Genomic DNA, 25860 nt, shown 5'->3' with positions numbered 1-25860 from the left:
CGCCCGACCACCCCCACCCCGCTGACACGCAAAGGAGTCGACCATGCCCCTGCGCTCCGGATGGCTGTCCGAAGACCAGTCCCGTGAGGACACCCGGCTGGTCCCGCTCGGCCCCCTCACCCCGACCTCGCCCGTGGCCACCCGCTCCGGCATCCTGCCCGGTTCGCCGGACGGCCAGTGGCGGATCTCCGGCTTCACCCTGACCGGCACCCGTGGCACCATGAGCGCCACCGTCAGCCCCGGCCGGGCCGTCATCCAGGGCACCGACGCCCAGGGCGCCTACCCGGTCGCCCTCACCGAGTACCAGCCGCTGACCTTCACCGACGGCGCCCAGTACGGCCGGATCGACCTGGTCGTGCTGCGCGTCTACGACGACCCCTACGACGGCCTCGGCCGCAGCGAGGCCGTCGTCGAGATCGTGGAGGGCACCGCGGCCGCGATCCCGATGGCGCCCGCGACCCCGCCCCTGTCGCTCCCGCTGTACCAGGTCGTCGTGCCGGCCGGCGCGAGCGCCGGCACCACGGCCATCGACTGGGACACCGCCCTGACCAACCTGCGCACCGCCACCGTCGGGATCGGCGGCATCCTGCCGGTCACCACCGACACCTCCGCCGGCTCCTACCCGGGCCAGTACCGGGACGCGAACGGCCAGTTGCAGCGCTGGAACGGCACCGCCTGGACCACCTACCCGGTGCTGCCCGCCTGGCAGGACTGGTCGCCGACCTGGACGACCAGCAGCGGCAGCGCCCTGCCCGCGTACGGCAACGCCACGGTCAGCGGGCGGTACGTCGAGTTCGGCACCACCGTGCACATGACGTTCTCGATCACCTTCGGCAGCACCACCACCTACGGCACCAGCGCGACCACCAGCGACAACTGGCGGTTCTCACTGCCGGTCACTGCGGCGTCCGTGCAGCCGCACATCGGCTACGCCGAGCTCGGCGTCTCCAACAGCGCCCGCGCCACCGCGCGCCTGTACTGCGCCACCACTGGCACCTTCGAGCTGCTCGTCATCTCCGGGCAGCCGAGCGCGACCGCTCTGGCCCAGTCCGGTGCCGTGGACGCCCTGACCCCCTGGACCTGGGCGAGCGGCAACGTCATCAAGGGCGGCGCGACCTACGAGGCGGCCTCATGACCACCCCGGCCGACACGCCCTACCGGGCGATCTTCTGCGATCTGCGCACCGACAGCACCCTCGACATCCTGCCGCTGCGCGACGTCACCGTCGACGACTACATCGGCAAGGCCGGCTCCCTGTCCGGGACCGTCCCGGTGCCGAACGCGGCGATCGCCGCCCGGGTCCGCCGCATCGAGGAGGGCCGGACCGCGGTCTACCTCCAGCGCGGCACCGACCTGTGGTGGGGCGGCATCGTCTGGACCAGCACCCTGCAGAGCGACGAGCAGGGCGTCCTCACCCTCGGCATCCAGGCGGCGACCTTCGAGTCGTACGCGGGCAGGCGCCTGATCCGGGCGACCACGCCCGCGTACGACCCCGACTACCGACTCGCCCCTCAAGGCGACCAGTTGGACATCGCGCGAGCGCTGTGGAAGGACCTCCAGACCGGGCTGCCGGGCGGTGACATCGGCGTCAGCTACGGCGACGAGACCTCGGGCGTGACCCGCTCGGTGAGTTACCGGGACGGCGACGAGACGGCCTACCTCGACGCCCTGGACGCGCTGGCGGCGCTGGAGCACGGCTTCGAGCACCACATCTCCGTCTACACCGACCCGGCCAACGGCGCCCGGGTGCGCCGGCTGCGGCTGGGCAGTCCGACGATCACCACCGGGACCACCGACCTGGTGCTGGACCGGCCGGGCACGATCCTGTCGTACTCCTTCCCGCGCGACGCCACCCGTGGCGGCACCACCGCCCGGGCCCGGGGCGCGTCGACCAACGCCGACCAGGCCTCCGAGTCCCGGCCGCTGTGCTCCACGGTCGCGGTCGCCACCGAACTGATCGAGCGGGCCGGCTATCCGCGCATCGACCTGACCTCGGACCACAACGACATCACCGACGAGGGCACCCTGACCGCCCTCGCCCGCACCGAACTGGCCGCCGCGGGCGGGGCGGTGGTGATCCCGGAGATCAGCGTCACGCTGGACGACCTGGTGCCGACCGCGCTGCTCGGCCGGACCGCGCGCATCCGGATCACCGACGAGTGGTTCACCGAGGGCCTGGACGCCCGCTACCGGATCATCGGCGTGAAGGTCAGCCCCGCTCAGCGTGGCCACCCGGACACCGCCCAGCTCTACCTGGAGGAGGTCTGATGCCGCAGTTGCCCGAAGACATCATCGACCGGCTGACCCAGATGGAACGCCGCATCCAACAGCTGTCCACCGCGGTCAACACCCGGCCCGCCCTCAACAAGATCTCCGGCGGCGGCGTGGAGATCACCGGCGGCGGCTTTCTCGAAGTCCGGCCGCCGGGCGGCGGCCCGGCCGTCTTCGCGGTCGGCCGGTGGAGCGGCGACGAGTACGGCCTGGCGATCCGCCGCCAGACCGGCAGGCTGGCCCTGTACAACGGCGACGGCACCAGCACCTCGCAGCAGCCCCTGCGGATCTACGACAGCGCCGGACGGGAGATCGTCTCCGACGACATCGACACCGGCGGGATCGCCAAGCCCTGGTTGAACATGCTGCCGCCCCAGGACACGGCGGTCAGCCGCTGGCCGCAGACCACGGCGACTGCCTTCACCACGATCGCGATGTCGTACAACTTGGTCTGGCAGCCGAGGATGCGGCTGCTCGTGAACACCCGGGCCAGTTCCGGCGCCACCGGCTCGGTGCAGGTGCTCGTCAACGGCTCCCCGTGGGGCAGCGCCGTCAGCGCCGGCTCGGTCTTCGACTACTCGGCGGCGATCAGCTCCGACTTCGCCTCGGTCTACGGCACCCTGCTCAAGGTCGAGATCCAGGCGATGGTCACCAGCGCGTCCGGCACCGTCTACGCCAACCCCGTACTGATGTACGGCCGCCAGACCTGAGGAAGGACCCACCACCCATGGACATCGACACCAGCCAGCCCTGGGGTCTCGCGATCGACTTCGCCGGCCGGGCCACCCTCCCCGAGGCCGGCCACACCATCTACGTCAACGTCTCCGACACCAGCTTCAACAGCGTCATCGCGCCCGACTCGATCACCGGCACGTACGCGCCGGTCGACATCACCGCACAGTTCACCGAGTCCGGGACCGGCGGCGCCGTGCTGCGCGGCCTCGGCCGGGTCACCGTCCCGCCGATCGGCACCGCCCCGGTCGTCCCCGACCAGACGGCGATCCAGCGGGCGGTGGCCGCGGCGCTCGCCGACTTCGCGGCGAACGTGACTGCTCACGCCGCCCTGTGCGCCAGGTGGACGAGCACCGGGGACGGGGGCTCGGGAGGCGGCTTTGGCGGCGGTCCTGGCGGCACCGACGACCCGGTCGACCCGCCGGTGGACAGCGGCTCCGGCCTGTCCACCGCCCCGGACAGCGCGCTCTGACGCCCCGCACTCCCCCGCCCGCACCCACACCCGCAGCCCCGTGCCGCCCCGCCGGCCGGGGTTCTCTCCTGTCCGCCCCTGTCCGGAAGGCACCGCCCATGGCCACTCCCCTGTCCGCCGACGCCCTCGTGTCCGCCCTGCGGGCCGAGGGCGTCACCGTCGTCCAGACCGATGGTTGGCGCACCAACAACCGCAACAGCAAGGGACGTTGGGGCCCGGTGCACGGCGTGGTCATCCATCACACCGTCACCTCGGGCACCGCCGCCTCGGTCGGCCTCTGCTTCAACGGCCACTCCGACCTGCCCGGCCCGCTCTGCCACGGCGTCATCGCCAAGGACGGCACGGTCCACCTGGTCGGCAACGGCCGCGCCAACCACGCCGGCAGCGGCGCCGGCGGCGTACTGAAGGCGGTGATCGCCGAGACCGCGCTGCCCGCGCCCACCACGAACGACACCGACGGCAACGTCCACTTCTACGGCTTCGAGTGCGTCAACCTCGGCGACGGCAAGGACCCGTGGCCCGAGGCCCAGACGGAGGCCATGGTCCGGGCGTCGGCCGCGCTGTGCCGGGCGCACGGCTGGAGCGCGTGGTCGGTGATCGGCCACAAGGAGTGGACGAACACCAAGATCGACCCGAAGGGCTTCGCGATGGCCGGCTTCCGGAGCCGGGTCGCCGCCCGGCTGCAGACGAAGACCTCCCCCGGCACGCCCGCCTACCAGCCCTTCCCCGGTGCCGAGTGGTTCAAGAAGAACCCCAGGTCGCCGATCGTCACCGCCATGGGCAAGCGGCTGGTCGCCAAAGGCTGCTCGGCATACTCCTCCGGGCCCGGCCCGCAGTGGACCGAGGCCGACCGGGCGTCGTACGCCAGGTGGCAGCGCAAGCTCGGCTACACGGGCTCGTCGGCGGACGGCTGGCCGGGGGCGAAGTCCTGGGCGGCGCTCCAGGTCCCCCACAGCTCCTGAAAGCCGTTCGGAGAAACGAGGTTCACCATGTCAGAGGCCGCCAAGCGCACCCTGCGCACCGTCGTACAAACCGCTGTCGGCCTGTGCGTCCTGCTGCCGGCGGTCGTCGACGCCGCCGGCATCCCGGACACCCTGCCCCGGGCCGCCGGCGCGCTGGCCGTCGCGGCCGGGGTCACCCGGGTGATGGCCGTACCCGCCGTACAGGCGCTGCTGCCGGCGTGGCTGCGGACGGACGGGGAAGGGCGGGACACATGAACGAACCCCCCACCCCTTCCTCCCTCTCCGACCCGGCCGCCGTCGCCGTCGAGCTGGAGCGGCTGCGTGGGACCGTGGAGGCCGGGTTCGCCCGGGTCGACGGGTCGCTCGCGCTGCTGGTCCAGCGCAGCGACCAGACCGACAAGCAGCTCGCCGATCACGAGCAGCGGCTCGACGCCCTGGAGCGGACGCGGTGGCCGCTGGCGAGCATCGGCGCGCTGGCCGCCGTGGCGACTGTGGTCGTCACGGCTCTGCAGATCACCGCGCGCTGAAAAGCACCAGGGAACGCCGAAGGGCGGCCACCCCGTACCCGACGGGGTGACCGCCCTTCGACTCATGCTCGCTTACTGGTTGTACGGACCGTAGTCGTAGTCCTCCAGCGGCACGGCCTGGCCGGAGCCCGTACCGAACGGCGAGTAGTCGATGTCGTCGTAGCCGACGGCCGAGTACATCGCGGCCTTGGCCTCCTCGGTCGGCTCGACCCGGATGTTGCGGTAGCGGGACAGACCCGTACCGGCCGGGATGAGCTTACCGATGATGACGTTCTCCTTGAGGCCGATCAGGGAGTCGGACTTGGCGTTGATCGCCGCATCCGTGAGGACCCTGGTCGTCTCCTGGAAGGACGCGGCCGACAGCCACGACTCCGTCGCCAGCGACGCCTTGGTGATACCCATGAGCTGCGGACGACCGGAGGCCGGGTGACCGCCCTCCTGGACCACACGACGGTTCTCGTGCTCGAACTTCGAGCGCTCGACCAGCTCGCCGGGCAGCAGCTCGGCGTCGCCGGACTCGATGATCGTCACACGGCGCAGCATCTGCCGGATGATGATCTCGATGTGCTTGTCGTGGATCGACACACCCTGCGAGTTGTACACCTTCTGGACCTCGCCGACCAGGTGGACCTGGACGGCACGCTGGCCCAGGATGCGCAGCACGTCGTGCGGGTTGGTGGCACCCACGGTGAGCCTCTGGCCCACCTCGACATGCTCGCCCTCGCTGACCAGGAGTCGGGCGCGCTTCGAGATCGGGTATGCCGTCTCGTCGCTGCCGTCGTCCGGGGTGACGACGATCTTCTTGGTCTTCTCCGTCTCCTCGATCCGGACGCGGCCGGTGGCCTCGGAGATCGGGGCGACGCCCTTCGGGGTACGGGCCTCGAACAGCTCGACGACACGCGGCAGACCCTGGGTGATGTCGTCACCGGCCACACCACCGGTGTGGAAGGTACGCATCGTCAGCTGGGTGCCGGGCTCACCGATGGACTGGGCGGCGATGATGCCGACCGCCTCACCGATGTCGACCAGCTTGCCGGTGGCGAGCGAGCGGCCGTAGCACATGGCGCAGGTGCCGACCGCGGACTCGCAGGTCAGGACCGAGCGGGTCTTGACCACCTCGACGCCCTGGAGGATCAGCTCGTCGATGAGCACATCGCCCAGGTCGGTGCCGGCCGGGGCCAGCACCTTGCCGTCGACCACGATGTCCTCGGCGAGGCAGCGCGCGTACACGGACGTCTCGACGTTCTCCGCCTTGCGCAGCACACCGTCGGCGCCGCGCTCCGCGATGTGCAGCTTGAGGCCACGGTCGGTGCCGCAGTCCTCCTCGCGGATGATGACGTCCTGCGAGACGTCCACCAGACGACGGGTCAGGTAACCGGAGTCGGCGGTCCGCAGGGCGGTGTCCGCCAGACCCTTACGGGCACCGTGCGTGGAGATGAAGTACTCAAGGACGGACAGGCCCTCACGGAACGACGCCTTGATCGGACGCGGGATCGTCTCGTTCTTCGCGTTCGACACCAGACCACGCATACCGGCGATCTGACGCATCTGCATCATGTTGCCGCGCGCACCCGAGTTCACCATCATGAAGATCGGGTTGGTCTTCGGGAAGTTCTCGTTCATCGCCTCGGCGACCTCGTTGGTCGCCTTGGTCCAGATCGCGATGAGTTCCTGTGTGCGCTCGTCCTTGGTGATCAGACCGCGCTCGTACTGCTTCTGGACCTTCTCGTCCTGCGCCTCGTAGCCGCGGACGATCTCCTTCTTCGCCTCGGGAACGACGACGTCGGAGATGGCCACGGTGACACCGGAACGGGTCGCCCAGAAGAAGCCGGCCGCCTTCAGGTTGTCGAGCGTCGCCGCCACGATGACCTTCGGGTAGCGCTCGGCGAGGTCGTTGACGATCTCGGAGAGCTGCTTCTTGCCGACCTCGTAGTCGACGAAGGGGTAGTCCTCGGGCAGCAGCTCGTTGAAGAGCGCACGCCCCAGCGTGGTCCTCAGCCGGAAGCTGTCACCCTGCTGCCACGCCGCTGCTCCGACCAGCTCGTCGACCTCCTCCTGCGCCGGCGGGGTCCAGCCGCGCGGCGGGATGGTGCCCACCGGGAAGCGGATGTCCACCTTCGACTGGAGCGACAGCTCGCCCGCGTCGAACGCCATGATCGCCTCGGCCGCCGAGCCGAAGGACCGGCCCTCGCCCTTGACGTCCCGCATCTCGGAGTCCGTGGTGAGGAAGAACAGACCGAGGACCATGTCCTGGGTCGGCATCGTCACGGGACGGCCGTCGGCGGGCTTGAGGATGTTGTTCGAGGACAGCATCAGGATGCGGGCCTCGGCCTGCGCCTCCGCGGACAGCGGCAGGTGCACGGCCATCTGGTCACCGTCGAAGTCCGCGTTGAACGCGGTGCACACGAGCGGGTGGATCTGGATGGCCTTGCCCTCGACCAGCTGCGGCTCGAAGGCCTGGATGCCGAGGCGGTGCAGGGTGGGAGCACGGTTCAGCAGCACCGGGTGCTCGGCGATGACCTCTTCGAGGACGTCGTACACGACGGTGCGGCCGCGCTCCACCATGCGCTTGGCGCTCTTGATGTTCTGCGCGTGGTTCAGGTCGACCAGGCGCTTCATCACGAACGGCTTGAACAGCTCCAGCGCCATGGCCTTCGGCAGACCGCACTGGTGCAGCTTGAGCTGCGGGCCGACGACGATGACGGAACGCGCCGAGTAGTCGACTCGCTTACCGAGCAGGTTCTGCCGGAAGCGGCCCTGCTTGCCCTTGAGCATGTCGGACAGCGACTTCAGCGGACGGTTGCCGGGGCCCGTGACCGGGCGGCCGCGGCGGCCGTTGTCGAAGAGCGCGTCGACGGCCTCCTGGAGCATGCGCTTCTCGTTGTTCACGATGATCTCGGGCGCGCCGAGGTCGAGAAGCCGCTTCAGTCGGTTGTTCCGGTTGATGACACGGCGGTACAGGTCGTTCAGGTCGGAGGTCGCGAAGCGGCCACCGTCCAGCTGCACCATCGGACGCAGGTCCGGCGGGATGACCGGCACGCAGTCGAGGACCATGCCCTTGGGGCTGTTGGACGTCTGCAGGAACGCGGAGACGACCTTCAGCCGCTTGAGGGCGCGGGTCTTCTTCTGGCCCTTGCCGGTGCGGATGATCTCGCGGAGCTTCTCGGCCTCCTCGTCGAGGTCGAAGGACTCCAGGCGCTTCTGCAGCGCCGCGGCACCCATCGAGCCGTCGAAGTACGTGCCGAAGCGGTCACGCAGCTCGCGGTAGAGCAGCTCGTCGCCCTCCAGGTCCTGGACCTTGAGGTTCTTGAACCGGGTCCACACCTCGTCGAGGCGGTCGATCTCGCGCTGCGCACGGTCGCGCAGCTGCTTCATCTCGCGCTCGGCGCCCTCGCGCACCTTGCGGCGCACATCGGCCTTGGCGCCCTCGGCCTCCAGCTCGGCGAGGTCCGCCTCCAGCTTCTTGGCGCGGGCTTCGAGGTCGGCGTCGCGGCGGTTCTCGACCTGCTGCCGCTCCACGGAGACATGCGCCTCCAGGGAGGGCAGGTCGCGGGTGCGGCGCTCCTCGTCCACGTACGTGATCATGTACGCCGCGAAGTAGATGACCTTCTCCAGGTCCTTCGGGGCGAGGTCGAGCAGATAGCCGAGGCGCGAGGGAACGCCCTTGAAGTACCAGATGTGCGTGACGGGCGCGGCCAGCTCGATGTGGCCCATCCGCTCACGGCGCACCTTGGCGCGCGTGACCTCGACGCCACAGCGCTCGCAGATGATGCCCTTGAAACGGACGCGCTTGTACTTGCCGCAGTAGCACTCCCAGTCCCGGGTGGGGCCGAAGATCTTCTCGCAGAAGAGTCCGTCCTTCTCGGGCTTGAGGGTGCGGTAGTTGATGGTCTCGGGCTTCTTGACCTCACCGTGGCTCCACTGACGGATGTCGTCAGCGGTGGCCAGGCCGATCCGGAGCTCGTCGAAGAAGTTGACGTCGAGCACTATGCGTCAATCCCTCTCAGGGTTGTAAGTCTGTGGTCTGAAACGGGGGCCTGGGGGTCGGCGGGCCACCTGGTCAGGGGGCCCGCCGGACTCCCGTCAGACCTCTTCGACGCTGCTCGGCTCGCGCCGGGACAGGTCGATGCCGAGCTCCTCCGCAGCGCGGAAGACGTCCTCGTCGGTGTCACGCATCTCGATGGACATACCGTCGCTGGACAGCACCTCCACGTTCAGGCAGAGCGACTGCATCTCCTTGATGAGCACCTTGAAGGACTCGGGGATGCCGGGCTCGGGGATGTTCTCGCCCTTGACGATGGCCTCGTAGACCTTCACGCGGCCGGTGACGTCGTCGGACTTGATGGTCAGCAGCTCCTGGAGGGCGTAGGCGGCACCGTACGCCTCCAGCGCCCACACCTCCATCTCGCCGAAACGCTGACCACCGAACTGCGCCTTACCACCCAGCGGCTGCTGGGTGATCATCGAGTACGGACCGGTCGAGCGGGCGTGCAGCTTGTCGTCCACCAGGTGGTGCAGCTTCAGGATGTACATGTAGCCGACCGAGATCGGGTCCGGGAAGGGCTCACCGGAGCGGCCGTCGAACAGCCGTGCCTTGCCGGACGGGAGGACCATGCGGTCACCGTCGCGGTTCGGGATGGTGTGCTCCAGCAGACCCGCCAGCTCGTCCTCGCGGGCACCGTCGAACACCGGGGTGGCGACGTTGGTGCGCGGGTCGACCTGGTCGGCGCCGATGATCTGCAGGCGCTGCGCCCACTCGTCGGCGAGACCGGAGACGTCCCAGCCCTGGCTGGCGAGCCAGCCGAGGTGGATCTCCAGGACCTGTCCCGGGTTCATCCGGGACGGCACACCGAGCGGGTTCAGGATGATGTCGACCGGGGTGCCGTCCTCCAGGAACGGCATGTCCTCGATCGGCAGGATCTTGGAGATGACGCCCTTGTTGCCGTGCCGGCCGGCGAGCTTGTCACCATCGGTGATCTTGCGCTTCTGCGCGACGTAGACGCGGACCAGCTGGTTCACGCCCGGCGGCAGCTCGTCGCCCTCCTCGCGGTCGAAGACACGCACGCCGATGACCTTGCCGGTCTCGCCGTGCGGCACCTTCAGCGAGGTGTCACGGACCTCACGGGCCTTCTCACCGAAGATCGCGCGCAGCAGGCGCTCCTCGGGGGTCAGCTCGGTCTCACCCTTCGGGGTCACCTTGCCGACGAGGATGTCACCGGCGATGACCTCGGCGCCGATGCGGATGATGCCGCGCTCGTCGAGGTCGGCCAGGACCTCCTCGGAGACGTTCGGGATGTCCCGGGTGATCTCCTCGGGGCCGAGCTTGGTGTCACGGGCGTCGACCTCGTGCTCCTCGATGTGGATCGAGGAGAGGACGTCGTCCTGCACGAGGCGCTGCGACAGGATGATCGCGTCCTCGTAGTTGTGCCCCTCCCACGGCATGAACGCCACGAGCAGGTTCTTGCCGAGCGCCATCTCGCCGTTCTGGGTGGCCGGACCGTCGGCGAGGACCTGGCCCTCGATGATCCGGTCGCCCTCGTTGACGATGACCTTCTGGTTGACGGAGGTGCCCTGGTTGGAACGGGCGAACTTGGCCAGGCGGTACGTGATGTACGTGCCGTCGTCGTTGGCCGTGGTGATGTAGTCGGCGGAGACCTCCTGGACCACACCGGCCTTCTCGGCCTTGACGACGTCGCCGGCGTCGACGGCGGAGCGGTACTCCATGCCGGTGCCGACGAGCGGTGCCTCGGACTTGATGAGCGGCACGGCCTGGCGCATCATGTTCGCGCCCATCAGGGCACGGTTGGCGTCGTCGTGCTCCAGGAAGGGGATCATGGCGGTCGCGACCGACACCATCTGGCGCGGCGAGACATCCATGTAGTCGACGTCCTCGCCACCGACGTAGTCGACCTCGCCGCCACGCCGGCGGACCAGCACGCGGGCCTCGGCGAACCGCATCTCGTCGGTCAGCGGCGCGTTGGCCTGCGCGATGACGAAGCGGTCCTCCTCGTCGGCGGTCAGGTAGTCGACCTCGTCGGTGACCTGGCCCTCGACGACCTTGCGGTAGGGCGTCTCGATGAAACCGAACGCGTTGACCCGGCCGTACGAGGCGAGCGAGCCGATCAGACCGATGTTCGGGCCTTCCGGCGTCTCGATCGGGCACATGCGGCCGTAGTGCGACGGGTGCACGTCACGGACCTCGAAGCCGGCCCGCTCACGGGAGAGACCACCCGGGCCGAGGGCGTTCAGACGCCGCTTGTGCGTCAGCCCCGACAGCGGGTTGTTCTGGTCCATGAACTGGGACAGCTGGCTGGTGCCGAAGAACTCCTTGATGGAGGCGACGACCGGCCGGATGTTGATCAGGGTCTGCGGCGTGATCGCCTCGACGTCCTGGGTGGTCATGCGCTCGCGCACGACACGCTCCATACGGGCGAGACCCGTACGGACCTGGTTCTGGATCAGCTCGCCGACGCTGCGGATACGACGGTTGCCGAAGTGGTCGATGTCGTCGGTCTCGACCATGATCGAGCGACCGGACTCACCGATCGTCTCGGTCTCGCCGGCGTGCAGCTTCACCAGGTACTTGATGGTGGCGATGACATCGTCGGTGGTGAGCACACCGGCGTCCAGCGGCTCGTCCGCGCCGAGCTTCTTGTTGACCTTGTAGCGGCCGACCTTCGCCAGGTCGTAGCGCTTCGGGTTGAAGTAGAGGTTCTCAAGGAGCGTCTGCGCGGCCTCACGCGTGGGGGGCTCACCCGGGCGCAGCTTGCGGTAGATGTCGAGCAGCGCGTCGTCCTGGCCCTGGGTGTGGTCCTTCTCCAGGGTGGCGCGCATCGACTCGTAGTCGCCGAACTCCTCCAGGATCTGCTCGGTCGTCCAGCCGAGCGCCTTCAGGAGGACGGTGACGGACTGCTTGCGCTTGCGGTCGATACGGACACCGACCATGTCGCGCTTGTCGATCTCCATCTCCAGCCAGGCACCCCGGGACGGGATGATCTTGGCGGAGAAGATGTCCTTGTCGGACGTCTTGTCGATGGTGGAGTCGAAGTAGACACCGGGGGAACGGACCAGCTGAGACACCACGACACGCTCGGTGCCGTTGATGACGAAGGTGCCCTTGTTCGTCATGAGCGGGAAGTCGCCCATGAAGACGGTCTGGGACTTGATCTCGCCGGTCTCGTTGTTGGTGAACTCGGCCGTGACGAAGAGCGGGGCGGCGTACGTGAAGTCGCGCTCCTTGCACTCGTCGATCGAGTTCTTCGGCGGCTCGAAGCGATGGTCCCGGAACGTCAGCGACATCGACCCGGAGAAGTCCTCGATCGGGGAGATCTCCTCGAAGATCTCCTCCAGACCGGACTTGGTGGGGACGTCCTGACCGTTCTCAAGAGCCTCCTCGACCCGACTCTGCCAGGCGGTGTTGCCGAGCAGCCAGTCGAAGCTCTCGGTCTGCAGCGCGAGCAGGTTCGGAACCTCAAGAGGCTCCTTGATCTTTGCAAAGGAGATGCGCAGCGGGGCGGTGCTGGCGCCGTTGTTCGTATTCGCGATCGAGGCGTTGCGCGAGGCGGCCAAGAGGGGGTCCTTCCGAGGGCTCGGACTCACTACGCGCGTACCGGCCCCTCTCCCATACACGAAGGCAGAAACCCCAGGTCGAGGGGGGTTCGGTCATCGATGCTCGGGGGAGGACAGACCCCTGGTGACGGGCAGGGGACAGCTAACAGGCAGCGCAAAGGGTCAGTGTAGCCACTTGGCACACTGATGTCCAGTCCCGCTTTACTGAGACCCTCGTTGTCCTCAACGCCTGCGCCATGCCTGCCCTCAACGCACGTTGATACTGCCCTCTTCGCCGTCGATCCATGCCTCGGAACCTGGATCGTTGTGACGACGCGTCCTGAGAATTGCGCGCTGCGTGCGGTTCGTCAAGGCCCCCCAGTCCAACCCGGGCTTCCGGGGACACGACGAAGATCACCATACCCCCCGCTCACGCGGGTGCAAGGCAGCCGCGGTCGGACCTCCGGGAAAGCCGAAGAGCGACCACCCGGATGGATGATCGCTCCTCGGTGCGCTCGCGTTACAGCCCGCTCGGAGGCCGCAGGGGGCGTGCGACGGGGTTCACGGAACCCCGGAAGGTCTTACTTGACCTCGACGGAGGCGCCGGCGCCCTCGAGGGACTCCTTGGCCTTGTTCGCGGCCTCCTTGTTGACCTTCTCCAGAACCGCCTTCGGCGCACCGTCGACCAGGTCCTTGGCCTCCTTCAGGCCCAGCGAGGTCAGCTCGCGCACGACCTTGATGACCTGGATCTTCTTGTCGCCGGCGCCGGTGAGGACGACGTCGAACTCGTCCTGCTCCTCGGGGGCCTCGGTCGGGACGCCCGGGACACCCGGGGCGACGGCGACCGCGGCGGCGGCGGCGGTGACGTCGAACTTCTCCTCGAACGCCTTCACGAACTCGGAGAGCTGGATGAGGGTCATCGTCTCGAACTCGGCGAGCAGTTCGTCCTGGGTGAGAGCCATGATGGCTTTCCTTCCACTAATTCGGCTGGTGCCGGATGTACATGTCTGGCGGGCGTACGTACGGCCCGCTACGACCTGAGCCGCTCAGGCGGCGCTGGTCATGTCGCGAGCCGAATTACTCGGCACCGCCCTGCTCGTCCTGCTTGGCACGAAGCGCGTCCACGGTGCGGACGAGCTTCGACGGGAGCGCCTGGAAGACCTGAGCAGCCTGGGTCTGCTTGCCCTTCAGAGCGCCCGCCAGCTTGGCGAGCAGAACCTCGCGGGACTCAAGGTCCGCGAGCTTCTTGATCTCGTCGGCGGACAGCGCCTTGCCGTCAAGGACACCGCCCTTGATGACGAGATTCGGATTGTCCTTGGCGAAGTCACGGAGACCCTTCGCCGACTCCACCGGGTCACCAGTGACGAAGGCGACAGCCGTCGGACCGTTGAACAGGTCGTCAAGCGTCGAGATCCCGGCCTCGTTGGCCGCAATCTTGGTCAGCGTGTTCTTCACCACGGCGTACTGGGCGTTCTCACCGAGCGACCGGCGCAGCGTCTTGAGCTGCGCCACGGTGAGACCGCGGTACTCGGTCAGCACAGCGGCGCTGGAGTTGCGGAACTGCTCCGTCAACTCGGCCACCGCGGCAGCCTTGTCGGGCCTCGCCATAGAGCCTCGGCCTCCTTCCGGGTGATTCTGACCGCGCGGACCCGAAGGAGGACTGGGGAAACGAAACGCCCCGGCGCAGGCGCACGGGGCGGACTCGACCGGTCGTACACGCGCGGTGCGCGCACTCCGGGAGTTCTTCCTCTGTCACCTGCGCGGGTCGCCCACTTTTCAGCGGATCCTTCGGCCACCGCGCACTCGTCCGAGCGCGCGGCAACGACCAGCGGTCTTTGGCTTCTGTAGGAGAGTAAGGGAACGGATCGCCGTCAAGCAAATCCGTCCCCGCGGGGGCTTCCGTACGGACTCAGGCCTGCTCGGCGGCCTTCATCATCTCGGCCAGGTCGGCGGTGTCCTTGGCGGGCGGGGCGGTGACCTTCACCGGCTTGTTGTAGTCGAGGAAGGTGATCGTCATGTCGAGCGGGCCCTTCTGGGCGTCACCGCGCATACGGAACTGCTTCGTGTGGTGCTCGCCGTCGATCCACATGTCCATGGTCATCGAGTCGAGGCCCATCTTCTCGTACTGCTCGATGCTCGTCTCGCGCCGCTCGCGGGCCTCTTTGTCCTTGTCCTTGAGTGTGGTCCGCAGGTCGTCGAGGCTGACCGTGCCCTTGTAGTGGGTGGTCTCCACGCCGTCGACGGTCTCGGTGCCGACCTTCTTCACATCCTTGGAGCCGGTGAGGAAGGTGGAGTCGGCGGCCGGGTTCTTGCCGGCCTCGCCCGCGCCGAGCTGGTCCATGGCGCGGCCGCTGTCCCCGCCGAGGGCGGACATGTCGAACTTGATCCAGCTCTTGCCGTCCATCTCCTTGGCCATCTCGGCGTTGCCGCCGATGTACATCGCCTTGTCGATGAGCCGGATCTCGACCTGTCCGTCGGTGGCCTTGTCCTCGACCGCCATCTTCATGCTCATGGCCAGCGGCTTGACGCTCATCGCCGCCTCGCCCTTGATCTTGCCCTCGCCCGGGACGCTGCCGGTCAGCCGGTAGCGGAACGACGTGATGCCGTCCGCGTTCTTCGCGGCCGCGGCGACGGCCGCGGCCGGCTCCATCGCGGGCGACTTCGCCGCGTCGTCCTTTGCGCCGCAGCCGACCGCGCCCCCCGCGAGCAGCAGGACAGCGATACCGGTGACCCCCACCGAAGACCTCATGGACACAGCAAAACCTTCTCCCCCCACGTCACACGTGGAACACATGGAACACATGCCTGATGCACAGGTACGGGCTCGATCGTATCCGGCGGCTCCACGCGGGGTCTTCCCGGTTTGTTGGTGCTCTCTTGGTAAGCGATTTACCGAACACCACCTCAGGGGGCCGGCCCGCTTCCGCCCTGCTGGGCGATGAGGGCCTTGAAGTCCTCGGTGTCGGCCGCGGGAGGCTCCTGGACCGAGACCCGTACGCCGTAGTCGCTGTAGTACGCGGTGCTGGTCATCGTGCCGTTGGCCGTGTCGCCCTTCTCCATCTTCTTGACCAGCAGATTCTGGTCGTCGACCCAGATGTCGACGGTCTCGGTGGTGATGCCGGCCTGGTCGAGCTGCTTCTTCAGGTCGGCCAGCCGGCTCGCGTCGAGGTGGGAGCCGCGGGTGACGAGGTCGGCGACCTCCACCGTCCCGGCGTAGTGCGTGGTGTTCCGGCCGGACACCTTCTCCTCGCCGACCTTCCGTACGTCCCCGGAGGCCAGCAGGAGCTTCACCGACTGGTCCGGAGTGGAGGTCCGCATCTGGTCCTTGAGGTACACGCCGGAGGACCCGCCGAGGCCGGCCAGGTCGTCGTAGGCGTACCTGATCCAGTGCTTGCCGCCCGCCTTCTCGGCAAAGGTGTCACTCACCCCGGCGTAGTAGGCGTCGGAGAGATAGCGGGCCTGCATGGAGGCGGAGCCGAGCCGGCGCATCGTGTCGGCCGCCGTGCCGCCGGTGTAGGTGAGGGTGAGCGTGCCGGTGATGCCGTCGCCCCAGTCGAGGGAGCCGTCGGCCGTCATGGACATCACGGAGCCCACGGTGGTGGTGGAGCGGACCTTGGCCGACTCGGCCCCGGCCGTGGACTTCTCGGCGGAGCGCAGGGCCGCGACGGGGCTGACCCGCGTCGCGCCCTCCTTCGCCGCCTTGCCGCCCGCTGACCCGTCCCCGGAGGGGCCCGGGGAACCGCAGGCGGCCACCGCCGCCAGCGCGGTCACCACCGCCGTCGAGAGAGTCATACGGCGCACACTCGTGCTCTTCAATGTCGTCCCACCCCTGTGCGAGTCCTGTGTGCGCACGCTAACGCAGCGCACCGACAGCCGTACGCGAAGCGCACAAAGAAGAAGCGCACAAGGAAAGGGCGGGCCCCGCACCTCCCAAGGGTGCGGGGCCCGCCCTCACGACGCGTGCCTGACGCGGCGGCCGGGGATGAGCGCTGGCTCAGACGGCGGCCGGGTCCTCCTCGACGAGGAGGTTGCGGGTGCGGTTCGGGTCGATCGGGATGCCGGGGCCGATCGTGGTGGTGATGGCAGCCTTCTTGATGTAGCGACCCTTGGCGGCGGACGGCTTCAGACGCAGGATCTCCTCCAGCGCGGCGCCGTAGTTCTCCACCAGCTTGCTGTCGTCGAACGACGTCTTGCCGATGATGAAGTGCAGGTTCGAGTGCTTGTCGACGCGGAACTCGATCTTGCCGCCCTTGATGTCGCCCACGGCCTTGGTCACGTCGGGGGTGACGGTGCCGGTCTTCGGGTTCGGCATCAGACCACGCGGGCCGAGGACGCGGCCGAGCCGGCCGACCTTGCCCATGAGGTCCGGGGTGGCGACGACGGCGTCGAAGTCCAGACGGCCCTTCGACACCTCGTCGATCAGCTCGTCGGCGCCGACGATGTCGGCACCCGCGGCACGCGCGGCCTCGGCACGGTCACCGGTCGCGAAGACCAGGACCCGGGCGGTCTTGCCGGTGCCGTGCGGAAGGTTCACGGTGCCACGGACCATCTGGTCGGCCTTGCGCGGGTCGACACCCAGACGGAAGGCGACCTCGACGGTGCCGTCGAACTTGGACGTGGAGGTCTCCTTGGCGAGACGGACGGCTTCGAGCGGGGCGTACAGCTTCTCCCGGTCGATCTTGGCGTCCGCAGCGCGGAGAGCCTTGCTGCGCTTGCTCACAACTGCTCCTGAGGTGTGCTGGAAAGGAGTCGTGGTACGGGCCGAGCAGGCCCTGCCACGTGCGGCGTCACACCGCCGCGTGGGTTCTGCGGGGTGGGACTCAGCCCTCGACCGTGACGCCCATGGAACGGGCGGTGCCGGCGATGATCTTCGCGGCGGCGTCCAGGTCGTTGGCGTTGAGGTCGGGCATCTTGGTCTGGGCGATCTCGCGGACCTGCGCCTCGGTGATCTTGGCGACCTTGGTCTTGTGCGGCTCGCCGGAGCCCTTCTCGACGCCCGCGGCCTTGAGGATCATCTTCGCGGCCGGCGGAGTCTTGGTCACGAAGGTGAAGGAGCGGTCCTCGTAGACCGTGATCTCCACCGGGATGACCCAGCCGCGCTGCGACTCGGTCGCGGCGTTGTAGGCCTTGCAGAACTCCATGATGTTGACGCCGTGCTGACCCAGCGCGGGGCCGACCGGCGGGGCCGGGTTGGCGGCGCCGGCCTGGATCTGGAGCTTGATCAGCCCCGTGACCTTCTTCTTCTTGGGAGGCATGTGCTCTCTCTCCGGGTCCTTAGTGAGAGTGTTCCGCCATCCGATCCGGATCATCCGGACGGAGGCATACCGCACCACGGTAACGGGTACACGTGCGCGGCCAAAAACCGAGCAGGTCAGGCGGCCGCCCGAGCGTCCACCCGACCTGGTCGGAGGCGTTACGTCCGTAAGGACGTCAGTTCTTCTGGATCTGGTCGAAGGACAGCTCGACCGGCGTCTCACGGCCGAAGATCTCCACCAGGCCCTTGACCTTCTTCGAGTCCGGGTTGATCTCGTTGATGGTGGCCTGGAGCGTGGCGAACGGGCCGTCGGTGACGGTGACCGAGTCGCCGACCTCGAAGTCCAGCACCTGGACCTCGACCTTGCGCTGCGGAGCGGGCTTGCCCTCGGCCTCGGCGGCCTCACGGGCGGCCTTCTCCTCGGCCTCCGGGGCGAGCATCTTGACGATCTCGTCCAGGGTCAGCGGGTACGGGTCGTAGGCGTTGCCGACGAAGCCGGTGACGCCCGGCGTGTTGCGGACGACGCCCCAGGACTCGTTGGTCAGGTCCATGCGGACCAGGACATAACCCGGCAGCTTGTTCTGCTTGATCGTCTTGCGGTCGCCGTTCTTGATCTGGACGACCTCTTCCTGCGGCACCTCGGCCTGGAAGATGTAGTCCTCGACGTTCAGCGAGACGGCGCGCTGCTCCAGGTTGGTCTTCACGCGGTTCTCGTAGCCGGCGTAGGTGTGGATGACGTACCACTCGCCGGGCAGCGTACGCAGTTCCTCGCGCAGCGCCGCGACGGGGTCGACGGGCTCCGCGGGCTCCTCGGTGGCTTCGCCCCCGGTGGCTTCGGCGTCCTCGTCCACGACCTGCAAGGCGGCCTCCTCGGCCGGCTCCCCCGCCTCGGCCTCGGCAGCCTCGAACTCGTCCTGCTCATCCGCGCCCTCGACGATGTCGAGCTCGTCGTCCACCGCCTCGGCGGCATTCCCGCGAGGCTCGATGGCGTCGTTCAGGTTCGGGTCAGACACGATGGCTGCTTCTTCCTGGATACATAGAGGTGGAACATGCGAAAACGGGCGCCGGTACCACGGCGCCCTTCGCTCTTGGCTCAGCCGAAGACGTACTTGGCCGCGTGGTTGAGCCCATAGTCAATCACGGTCACCAACGCGATCATGATGGCGACGAAGAAGATCACCACGGTGGTGTACGACGTCAGCTGGTTCCGCGACGGCCAGACGACCTTACGGAGTTCCGCGACGATCTGACGGTAGAAGATCGCCAGCCGCTTCAGCGGGCCCTTCTTGGCACGCTTACCACCCTTACGGGTCTTCTTCTTGGACTCCGGCACCTCGTCCTGGGCATCAGGAGTGTCGATGGAGCCCACGGCGTCCGTCATTCGTCCTCACCTGATCCCGGGTCGTGGCCGTGCCGCGCCCGGTTCTGAGCCGCACGGCAGTGCAATGCTGTACGTACATGCGCACACATCCTGGCGGTGTGTGTAGCAGGGCCGGAGGGACTTGAACCCCCAACCGCTGGTTTTGGAGACCAGTGCTCTACCAATTGAGCTACGACCCTTTGATGTTTGATGTCCCCCAACGTACCGCATCCGACCGAGTGCGCGGCGTGCACCGGCTCGAAGGCGGCCCCCGAAGGCCAACGAGGTGAGAGTGTACGTGGTCCTGGGCCCGGCGTCGAACAGTAAGTGCCCGCCTACGCCCGCGAGACGCAAGATCTCCTGGCCGGAGGCCGAATCCGGACGCATGTTCACGGGTCGGTCCCTTGCCGTTCAGTCTGTGAAACCCGCGTGCCGGGGACATTTCCGGTCTGAAACGATGGCTCCATGAGCGCTGCAACCCCTCCCACCGAGCGCCGGGTCTCCGCCCGAGTCGGCGCGATCTCCGAGTCCGCCACCCTCGCCGTGGATGCCAAGGCCAAGGCCCTGAAGGCCGCCGGGCGTCCGGTGATCGGCTTCGGCGCGGGCGAACCCGACTTCCCGACGCCCGGCTACATCGTCGAGGCCGCGGTCGAGGCCTGCAAGAACCCGAAGTACCACCGGTACACCCCGGCGGGCGGCCTGCCCGAGCTGAAGGCCGCGATCGCCGCGAAGACGCTGCGCGACTCGAACTACGAGGTCGACCCGTCGCAGATCCTGGTCACCAACGGCGGCAAGCAGGCCATCTACGAGGCCTTCGCCGCGATCCTCGACCCGGGCGACGAGGTCATCGTCCCGGCGCCGTACTGGACGACGTACCCGGAGTCGATCCGTCTCGCCGACGGTGTCCCGGTGGAGGTCGTGGCGGACGAGACGACCGGCTACCGGGTGAGCGTGGAGCAGCTGGAGGCGGCGCGCACGGACAAGACGAAGGTTGTCCTCTTCGTCTCGCCCTCCAACCCGACCGGCGCGGTCTACAGCGAGCCGGAGGCCGAGGCGATCGGCCGCTGGGCCGTCGAGCACGGCCTGTGGGTGCTGACGGACGAGATCTACGAGCACCTGGTGTACGGCGACGCGACGTTCACCTCGCTGCCCGCGATCCTGCCGGAGCTGCGTGACAAGTGCATCGTCGTCAACGGCGTCGCCAAGACGTACGCGATGACCGGCTGGCGCGTGGGCTGGATCATCGGCCCGAAGGACGTGGTCAAGGCCGCCACGAACCTCCAGTCGCATGCCACGTCGAACGTGTCGAACGTCGCGCAGGTGGCGGCCCTCGCCGCGGTCTCCGGCGACCTGAAGGCCGTAGCGGAGATGCGCGAGGCGTTCGACCGGCGGCGCCGGACGATCGTGCGGATGCTGGACGAGATCGACGGCGTGGTCTGCCCGGAGCCGGAGGGCGCGTTCTACGCGTACCCGTCGGTGAAGGCGCTGATCGGCAAGGAGATCCGGGGCAAGCGCCCGCAGAGCACCGTGGAGCTGGCCGCGCTGATCCTGGAGGAGGCCGAGGTCGCGGTCGTCCCGGGCGAGGCGTTCGGCACCCCGGGCTATCTGCGGCTGTCCTACGCCCTCGGTGACGAGGACCTGATCGAGGGCGTGAGCCGGATCCAGAAGCTGCTGGCGGAGGCCAGGGACTGAATCCGCTCACGGTGAGCGGGCCGGCGGGCCGTCTCCTTCGGGAGGCGGCCCGCTTCTGTGTGCGGGCAAGACCACGAACGGGGAAACGGCTACCGGGACACGGGCGAGGTGCGGCAGGATCCGGGGATGGAGCGTGTACGTGATGTCTCTGACCTGCCGAAGGCCCATCTCCACCTGCACTTCACCGGCTCGATGCGGCCCAGCACCCTGCTGGAGCTGGCCGACAAGCACGGCGTGCGCCTGCCGGAGGCGCTGACCGACGCACTGACCAGCGGGGAGCCACCGCGGCTGCGGGCCACGGACGAGCGGGGCTGGTTCCGCTTCCAGCGGCTGTACGACGCGGCACGCTCCTGTCTGAGGGAACCTGAGGACATCCAGCGCCTGGTCCGCGAGGCCGCGGAGGAGGACCTGAAGGACGGCTCCGGCTGGCTGGAGATCCAGGTCGACCCGACGTCGTACGCACCGCGCCTGGGCGGCCTCATCCCGGCCCTGGAGATCATCCTGGACGCGGTGGACACGGCCTCGCGGGACACCGGTGTGGGCATGCGCGTACTGGTGGCCGCCAACCGTATGAAGCACCCGCTGGACGCCCGCACCCTGGCCCGGCTCGCGGTGCGGTACGCGGACCGGGGCGTGGTCGGCTTCGGCCTGTCGAACGACGAACGCCGGGGCATGGCACGGGACTTCGACCGCGCGTTCCACATCGCGCGCGAGGGCGGCCTGCTGTCGGCACCGCACGGCGGCGAGCTGACCGGCCCGTCCTCGGTCCGCGACTGCCTCGACGACCTGCACGCGAACCGGGTCGGCCACGGGGTGCGCGCGGCGGAGGATCCGCGTCTGCTCAAGCGGCTCGCGGACCGGGAGGTGACCTGCGAGGTGTGCCCCGCGTCGAATGTGGCGCTGGGCGTGTACGAGAAGCCGGAGGACGTCCCGCTGCGCACCCTCTTCGAGGCGGGGGTGCCGATGGCGCTGGGAGCCGACGATCCGCTGCTGTTCGGCTCGCGGCTGGCCGCCCAGTACCGGCTGGCCCGGGAGCACCACGGCTTCACGGACGCGGAACTGGCGGAGCTGGCCCGGCAGTCGGTCAGGGCGTCGGCCGCGCCGCCGGAGATGCGGGCGAAGCTGCTGGCCGGCGTCGACGACTGGCTCACCCGCCCGGCCGCCTGAAACGGGGCGGGTGCGGACAGGGCGGCAAGCCCGTGGTGCTCGGCGGAGATTCCGCTCGGCAGGGTGCCTTCCAGGCGGCGGGCGAAGTCGTCGACCGCGGGGGCGCCCACCCGGCTCCGACGCCCCGTAGGCGAACGCCCGTTGAGCGCAGGCGCCGGGCAGCAGCGGCGCGGCGGCGAAGGTGTCGGCGCCGCGGCGGACGCGGCCGCCCGCTGTTCGGCGCGCGGACAGGCGTCCAGGCCCTCGATCGGCCGGTACGGGCCGGAGCCCGTCTGCTGCAGGGCGTCGTCGTGACGGCGTGTGAGCTGGATCTCGGCGTACAGGGAGCCCGCGATCGGGAAGCTCTGCTCGTAGGAGGGCGGCCTGGCGGACGATCTCGGCGAGGTCCCCTCCAGCACCCATGGAACATGGGGGCGCGGGGAACTGCGCAACCGGCCCCGCCCCAGCCGCACACCAATCCGGCCAGGCCGGCGGAGCTACAGGCTGACGCCGACCGTCACGGGCTCATTGACCAGGGTGATCCCGAAGGCCTCGCGGACCCCGGCCACGACCTCCCGGGCCAGCGCCAGCAGGTCCTCCGTGGTGGCCCCGCCCCGGTTGGTGAGGGCGAGAGTGTGCTTGGTGGAGATGCGCGCGGGCCCGCTGCCGTACCCCTTGGTGAAGCCCGCCTTGTCGATCAGCCAGGCCGCGGAGGTCTTGGTGCGGCCCTCGCCCGCGGGGTACGCGGGCGGCTCGGCCCCGTCCCCGAGCCGTTCCCGTACGCGCGCGTGGAACGCGGCGAACTCCGCGTCCGTGAGGATCGGGTTGGTGAAGAAGGATCCCGCCGACCAGGTGTCGTGGTCCTCGGGGTCGAGGACCATGCCCTTACCCGCGCGCAGTTTCAGAACGGCCTCGCGCGCCGCGGCCAGCGGTACCCGGCCGCCGGGCTCCGTCCCGAGCGCCCGGGCCGCCTCGGCGTATCTGATGGGTGCCGACAGCCCGTCCGCGTCCTCCAGTGCGAAGCGGACCCGCAGCACCACGTACCGCTCCGGGTCGGCCTTGAAGCGGCTGTGCCGGTACGAGAACGCGCACTCGGCGTTGGTGAGCGTGACCGTCTCCCGGGCCCTGCGGTCGTAGGCGATCACCTCGGTGATGGTGGAGGAGACCTCCTGGCCGTACGCCCCGACGTTCTGGATGGGTGTCGCGCCCGCGGAGCCGGGGATCCCGGCAAGGCACTCGACGCCCGCGAGCCCGGCCTCGACGCTACGGGCGACGGCGTCGGTCCACACCTCGCCGGCCGCCAGTTCCAGGCGCGTGCCGTCCCGTTCGACCCCGCGGGTGGCGATGCGCAGCGCGGTGCCGTCGAAGCCCTTGTCGCCGATGACCAGGTTCGACCCGCCGCCGATCAGCAGCAGGGGCGTTCCGCTGTCGTCGGCCTCGCGGACGGCGGCGACGACCTCGGCGTCGGTGGCGGCGGTGACCAGCCGGGCGGCGGGTCCGCCCAGCCGGAACGTGGTCAGGGGGGCGAGCGGGGCGTCGTGGAGTTCCTGCACGCGCCCAAGACTACGAGACGGCACCGACATCCCCGGCCGGCCCACGGGTACGCGCGCGTACGGCCCAGCCGGTGGGCGGGGCCGTACGCGCGCGTACCGGTCGGGCGTTCAGTGGGCGGCGGTCTCCAGTGCCGGCGCCGGTTCGGTCCGGGTCACCAGCCGGCCGGGGGTGCGGCGGGCCGGGATCAGCAGGGCGGCGGCCCCGGCTAGCGCCACCGTCGCGGCGCCGGTCACCAGGGCTGGCCGCAGGCCGTCCACGAAGGACTGCGCGGACTCGTAGCCGCCCTGTGCCGCGAAGATCGACGACATGACCGCGATGCCGAGTGCGCCGCCCACCTCGCGCAGGGCGTTGTTGGCGCCGGACGCGATGCCCTGCTCGGACGACCGGACGCTGGACATGACCAGGTTGGCGGCCGGAGCGAAGTACAGGGCCATGCCGATGCCGCTGACGATCAGGCCGGGCAGTTGGGCGGCGTAGGAGGCGTCGGCGGTGACCACGGAGGCCAGATAGCCGAGCCCGGCGGCCTGGAGGAACAGGCCGGCCGCGACGACCGGACGGCCGCCGATGCGGTCGGAGAGCATCCCGGCGACCGGCGCGACCAGCATCGGCATGCCGGTCCACGGCAGCATCCTGAAGCCGGCCTCGGTCGGCGAGTAGCCGAGCACGCCCTGCATGTACTGGCTGAGCAGGAAGATCGAGCCGAACATCCCGAGGAACATGAGGAGGCTGGCCGCGTTGATCCCGGCGAAGGCGCGGGAGCGGAAGAGCCGCATCGGGAGCATGGGGTTGCGGGCGCGGGAGCCGTGGACGACGAAGGCGATCAGCAGCGCGCCGCCCGCGAGCAGGCCGGTGAGGACGATGGAGTCGGTCCAGCCGTCGGCGGGGCCGCGGACCAGCCCGTAGACGATCCCGAAGAGTCCGCCGCTGGCGAGCAGGGTGCCGGGGATGTCGAGCGGGGCGCCGGTGCCGTGGGACTCGGCGAGGCGGAGACGGGCGAGCGGCAGCAGGGCCAGGCCGAGCGGGACGTTCAGCCAGAAGATCCAGTGCCAGGAGACATGTTCGGTGAGGCTGCCGCCGATGAGCGGCCCGGAGGCCACCGCGAGTCCGTTGACGGCGCCCCAGATCCCGTACGCCATGCCGCGCTTGGCTGCGGGCACGGCCGCCGTCAGCAGGGTGAGCGTCAGGGGCATCATCACCGCCGCGCCGACGCCCTGCACCGCGCGGGCCGCGATCAGCGAGTCGATGCCGGGCGCCATGGCCGCGGCGGCGGATGCGCCGGTGAAGACCGTGAGCCCGGCGAGGAAGAGCCGGCGCCGGCCGAAGCGGTCGCCGAGCGCGGCGCCGAACATCAGCAGGACGGCGAAGGTGAGCGTGTAGGCGCTCACGGTCCATTCCAGGTCGTCCAGCGCCCCTCCCAGGTCCTCGCGGATAGAGGGCAGGGCGGTGGTCACGACGAGGTTGTCCAGGGACGCCATGAATCCGGCGACGCTGGTGATGACGAGGGCCCATATGACTCCTCCGCGAGGTGCCGTGGTCGGCCCGGTCTGCTGTGGCATCGCTCCCCCAGAGCGTGATCGATGATTAGTTATGGATTACTAACTTTTGAGCCCATGAGAAGGCGGCGATGCGGGCCCGCCTCAGTTCCCCTGCCCGTCGGCCGGCTCGCCGACCCGGGCGGATGGATACATGGCCTGCCAGACCCGGTGGCCCGGCGGAAAGCCCATGGCCGCAAGGGTGTTGATGAGCATTCCGTAGGCCAGGAAGACCGTCGTCTCTGCGTCGTCGGCCCCGAGCGGCAGATACACGGTCTCCCACAGCCGCATCCAGCCGGCCCGCACGGCCTCGCCGAACTCATGGTCGCCCTCCGCCTCGGCGGCGGCGACCGCGGTGTACGTCTGCATCTGCATCAGGAGCCGCTCCGGCTGCTCCTGGATCAGCCGCACATACGCCCGGGCCATGGCATGCACGGCCTCTTCACCCTCGAAGCCCTCACCCGCCTCCCCCAGAACCCGGCACACATCGTCGACGCAGCGCAGCGAGGCGGCGGCGAAGATCGCCTTCTTGCCCGGGAAGAGCCGGAAGAGATACGGCTGTGAGACCCCCACCCGCTTGGCGATCGCCTCGGTCGAGGTGCCGTAGTAGCCCTTCTGCGAGAACTCCGCGATCGCCGCACGAATGACGCCCTCACGCCTCTCGTCCGCACTCATCCTGACCATGCGAGTAAGTTAGTACTCAATCACTAACTACGTCAAGCGGTGCGTGCATGCCATGGGCCGGGCGCGTGCCGATGCAAGGCGTAAGGGGCGCTCACCCTGCAAGAGCTGGCAGGATCCTTGCAGGAC

22 protein-coding genes, 1 tRNA gene and 1 pseudogene are annotated in these 25860 nt (G+C 69.1%); 9 read left to right on the top strand and 15 right to left on the bottom strand.

Annotation, left to right across the window (positions count from 1 at the left end; translation table 11 throughout):
- The first annotated feature begins 43 nt into the window (after window positions 1-43).
- The 7 genes from ABT245_RS21635 (at window position 44) to ABT245_RS21605 (ending at window position 4964) form a co-directional block, all read left to right on the top strand.
- Window positions 44-1135 (top strand): hypothetical protein, encoded by a 1092-nt coding sequence (locus tag ABT245_RS21635; protein WP_351735913.1) that lies wholly within the window; start codon window positions 44-46, stop codon window positions 1133-1135.
- Window positions 1132-2268, top strand: coding sequence for a hypothetical protein (locus ABT245_RS21630; RefSeq protein ID WP_351735911.1), 1137 nt, complete (start codon window positions 1132-1134; stop codon window positions 2266-2268). The genes ABT245_RS21635 and ABT245_RS21630 overlap by 4 nt, the downstream gene beginning before the upstream one ends.
- On the top strand, window positions 2268-2981 hold the full coding sequence (locus ABT245_RS21625) for a hypothetical protein (RefSeq protein WP_351735909.1): 714 nt from the start codon (window positions 2268-2270) through the stop codon (window positions 2979-2981). Before ABT245_RS21630 ends, ABT245_RS21625 begins: the two co-directional genes overlap by 1 nt.
- A gap of 17 nt (window positions 2982-2998) precedes the next feature.
- A complete protein-coding gene (locus tag ABT245_RS21620; RefSeq protein ID WP_351735907.1) occupies window positions 2999-3475 on the top strand; it encodes an ATP-binding protein in 477 nt (158 codons plus the stop codon).
- Window positions 3476-3573: 98 nt separating this feature from the next.
- Entirely contained in the window at window positions 3574-4437 is an 864-nt protein-coding gene (locus ABT245_RS21615; RefSeq protein WP_351735905.1) for a peptidoglycan-binding protein, read from the top strand.
- Window positions 4438-4464: 27 nt separating this feature from the next.
- Window positions 4465-4692, top strand: coding sequence for a hypothetical protein (locus ABT245_RS21610; RefSeq protein ID WP_351735903.1), 228 nt, complete (start codon window positions 4465-4467; stop codon window positions 4690-4692).
- A complete protein-coding gene (locus tag ABT245_RS21605; protein WP_351735901.1) occupies window positions 4689-4964 on the top strand; it encodes a hypothetical protein in 276 nt (91 codons plus the stop codon). Before ABT245_RS21610 ends, ABT245_RS21605 begins: the two co-directional genes overlap by 4 nt.
- Before the next feature lie 72 nt (window positions 4965-5036).
- On the opposite strand, the gene ABT245_RS21600 is transcribed toward ABT245_RS21605, so the two are convergent.
- The 11 genes from ABT245_RS21600 to ABT245_RS21550 all read right to left on the bottom strand — a co-directional run bounded on the left by ABT245_RS21600 (window position 5037) and on the right by ABT245_RS21550 (window position 19326).
- The gene (locus ABT245_RS21600; RefSeq protein ID WP_351735899.1) at window positions 5037-8951 is read right to left on the bottom strand and encodes a DNA-directed RNA polymerase subunit beta'; all 3915 of its coding nucleotides are present in this window, start codon (window positions 8949-8951) and stop codon (window positions 5037-5039) included.
- A gap of 96 nt (window positions 8952-9047) precedes the next feature.
- Window positions 9048-12533, bottom strand: coding sequence for a DNA-directed RNA polymerase subunit beta (gene rpoB, locus ABT245_RS21595; protein WP_351735897.1), 3486 nt, complete (start codon window positions 12531-12533; stop codon window positions 9048-9050).
- Window positions 12534-13093: 560 nt separating this feature from the next.
- Window positions 13094-13474 (bottom strand): 50S ribosomal protein L7/L12, encoded by a 381-nt coding sequence (rplL, locus tag ABT245_RS21590; RefSeq protein ID WP_502982159.1) that lies wholly within the window; start codon window positions 13472-13474, stop codon window positions 13094-13096.
- Between the two features lie 115 nt (window positions 13475-13589).
- The gene (gene rplJ, locus ABT245_RS21585; RefSeq protein ID WP_055622549.1) at window positions 13590-14120 is read right to left on the bottom strand and encodes a 50S ribosomal protein L10; all 531 of its coding nucleotides are present in this window, start codon (window positions 14118-14120) and stop codon (window positions 13590-13592) included.
- Window positions 14121-14421: 301 nt separating this feature from the next.
- Window positions 14422-15261, bottom strand: a complete 840-nt coding sequence (locus tag ABT245_RS21580; RefSeq protein WP_351735895.1) for an SCO4651 family lipoprotein — start codon at window positions 15259-15261, stop codon at window positions 14422-14424.
- A gap of 155 nt (window positions 15262-15416) precedes the next feature.
- Window positions 15417-16328, bottom strand: a complete 912-nt coding sequence (locus ABT245_RS21575) for an SCO4651 family lipoprotein (RefSeq protein ID WP_351735893.1) — start codon at window positions 16326-16328, stop codon at window positions 15417-15419.
- A 178-nt stretch (window positions 16329-16506) separates the two neighbouring features.
- Window positions 16507-17232 (bottom strand): 50S ribosomal protein L1, encoded by a 726-nt coding sequence (gene rplA, locus ABT245_RS21570; protein WP_351735891.1) that lies wholly within the window; start codon window positions 17230-17232, stop codon window positions 16507-16509.
- A gap of 100 nt (window positions 17233-17332) precedes the next feature.
- Window positions 17333-17767: a 50S ribosomal protein L11 gene (gene rplK / locus ABT245_RS21565; protein ID WP_030747472.1), complete on the bottom strand. Its 435-nt coding sequence runs from the start codon at window positions 17765-17767 to the stop codon at window positions 17333-17335.
- A 175-nt stretch (window positions 17768-17942) separates the two neighbouring features.
- Window positions 17943-18779: a transcription termination/antitermination protein NusG gene (gene nusG / locus ABT245_RS21560; RefSeq protein WP_351735889.1), complete on the bottom strand. Its 837-nt coding sequence runs from the start codon at window positions 18777-18779 to the stop codon at window positions 17943-17945.
- A gap of 80 nt (window positions 18780-18859) precedes the next feature.
- Window positions 18860-19147 carry a preprotein translocase subunit SecE gene (gene secE, locus ABT245_RS21555; protein ID WP_351735887.1) on the bottom strand — a complete coding sequence of 96 codons (288 nt, stop codon included), beginning with the start codon at window positions 19145-19147 and terminating at the stop codon, window positions 18860-18862.
- A gap of 106 nt (window positions 19148-19253) precedes the next feature.
- A tRNA-Trp gene (locus ABT245_RS21550) sits at window positions 19254-19326 on the bottom strand.
- A 265-nt stretch (window positions 19327-19591) separates the two neighbouring features.
- Here ABT245_RS21550 and ABT245_RS21545 point away from each other — a divergent pair.
- Window positions 19592-20818: a pyridoxal phosphate-dependent aminotransferase gene (locus ABT245_RS21545; RefSeq protein ID WP_351735885.1), complete on the top strand. Its 1227-nt coding sequence runs from the start codon at window positions 19592-19594 to the stop codon at window positions 20816-20818.
- Between the two features lie 126 nt (window positions 20819-20944).
- Window positions 20945-21985, top strand: a complete 1041-nt coding sequence (locus ABT245_RS21540; RefSeq protein ID WP_351735883.1) for an adenosine deaminase — start codon at window positions 20945-20947, stop codon at window positions 21983-21985.
- Between the two features lie 44 nt (window positions 21986-22029).
- Here the strand turns inward: ABT245_RS21540 and ABT245_RS21535 are convergent.
- The 4 genes and pseudogenes from ABT245_RS21535 to ABT245_RS21520 form a co-directional block, all read right to left on the bottom strand.
- Window positions 22030-22372: pseudogene (locus ABT245_RS21535) on the bottom strand (TetR/AcrR family transcriptional regulator); the annotation flags it as partial.
- A gap of 89 nt (window positions 22373-22461) precedes the next feature.
- Window positions 22462-23517: a UDP-N-acetylmuramate dehydrogenase gene (locus tag ABT245_RS21530; protein ID WP_351735881.1), complete on the bottom strand. Its 1056-nt coding sequence runs from the start codon at window positions 23515-23517 to the stop codon at window positions 22462-22464.
- Window positions 23518-23625: 108 nt separating this feature from the next.
- Window positions 23626-25074, bottom strand: coding sequence for a DHA2 family efflux MFS transporter permease subunit (locus ABT245_RS21525; protein WP_351735879.1), 1449 nt, complete (start codon window positions 25072-25074; stop codon window positions 23626-23628).
- An 81-nt stretch (window positions 25075-25155) separates the two neighbouring features.
- The gene (locus ABT245_RS21520) at window positions 25156-25734 is read right to left on the bottom strand and encodes a TetR/AcrR family transcriptional regulator (protein ID WP_351735877.1); all 579 of its coding nucleotides are present in this window, start codon (window positions 25732-25734) and stop codon (window positions 25156-25158) included.
- Window positions 25735-25860 lie beyond the last annotated feature (126 nt).

The organism is Streptomyces sp. NPDC001508 (assembly GCF_040298665.1).
Classification (GTDB): Bacteria; Actinomycetota; Actinomycetes; order Streptomycetales; family Streptomycetaceae; genus Streptomyces.
Note: the sequence above shows the minus strand (reverse complement) of the source record. Positions and strands in the feature narration are given on the sequence as shown.

Excerpts from the sequence above, each read along its gene's own strand:
- ABT245_RS21525 (WP_351735879.1), bottom strand. The coding sequence starts at position 25,074 with ATGCCACAGCAGACCGGGCCGACCACGGCACCTCGCGGAGGAGTCATA.
- ABT245_RS21630 (WP_351735911.1), top strand. The coding sequence starts at position 1,132 with ATGACCACCCCGGCCGACACGCCCTACCGGGCGATCTTCTGCGATCTG.
- rplL (WP_502982159.1), bottom strand. The coding sequence starts at position 13,474 with ATGGCTCTCACCCAGGACGAACTGCTCGCCGAGTTCGAGACGATGACC.
- ABT245_RS21605 (WP_351735901.1), top strand. The coding sequence starts at position 4,689 with ATGAACGAACCCCCCACCCCTTCCTCCCTCTCCGACCCGGCCGCCGTC.
- ABT245_RS21620 (WP_351735907.1), top strand. The coding sequence starts at position 2,999 with ATGGACATCGACACCAGCCAGCCCTGGGGTCTCGCGATCGACTTCGCC.
- secE (WP_351735887.1), bottom strand. The coding sequence starts at position 19,147 with ATGACGGACGCCGTGGGCTCCATCGACACTCCTGATGCCCAGGACGAG.
- ABT245_RS21520 (WP_351735877.1), bottom strand. The coding sequence starts at position 25,734 with ATGGTCAGGATGAGTGCGGACGAGAGGCGTGAGGGCGTCATTCGTGCG.
- ABT245_RS21635 (WP_351735913.1), top strand. The coding sequence starts at position 44 with ATGCCCCTGCGCTCCGGATGGCTGTCCGAAGACCAGTCCCGTGAGGAC.
- ABT245_RS21580 (WP_351735895.1), bottom strand. The coding sequence starts at position 15,261 with ATGAGGTCTTCGGTGGGGGTCACCGGTATCGCTGTCCTGCTGCTCGCG.
- ABT245_RS21625 (WP_351735909.1), top strand. The coding sequence starts at position 2,268 with ATGCCGCAGTTGCCCGAAGACATCATCGACCGGCTGACCCAGATGGAA.
- rplJ (WP_055622549.1), bottom strand. The coding sequence starts at position 14,120 with ATGGCGAGGCCCGACAAGGCTGCCGCGGTGGCCGAGTTGACGGAGCAG.
- ABT245_RS21615 (WP_351735905.1), top strand. The coding sequence starts at position 3,574 with ATGGCCACTCCCCTGTCCGCCGACGCCCTCGTGTCCGCCCTGCGGGCC.
- ABT245_RS21545 (WP_351735885.1), top strand. The coding sequence starts at position 19,592 with ATGAGCGCTGCAACCCCTCCCACCGAGCGCCGGGTCTCCGCCCGAGTC.
- ABT245_RS21610 (WP_351735903.1), top strand. The coding sequence starts at position 4,465 with ATGTCAGAGGCCGCCAAGCGCACCCTGCGCACCGTCGTACAAACCGCT.
- ABT245_RS21540 (WP_351735883.1), top strand. The coding sequence starts at position 20,945 with ATGGAGCGTGTACGTGATGTCTCTGACCTGCCGAAGGCCCATCTCCAC.
- rplK (WP_030747472.1), bottom strand. The coding sequence starts at position 17,767 with ATGCCTCCCAAGAAGAAGAAGGTCACGGGGCTGATCAAGCTCCAGATC.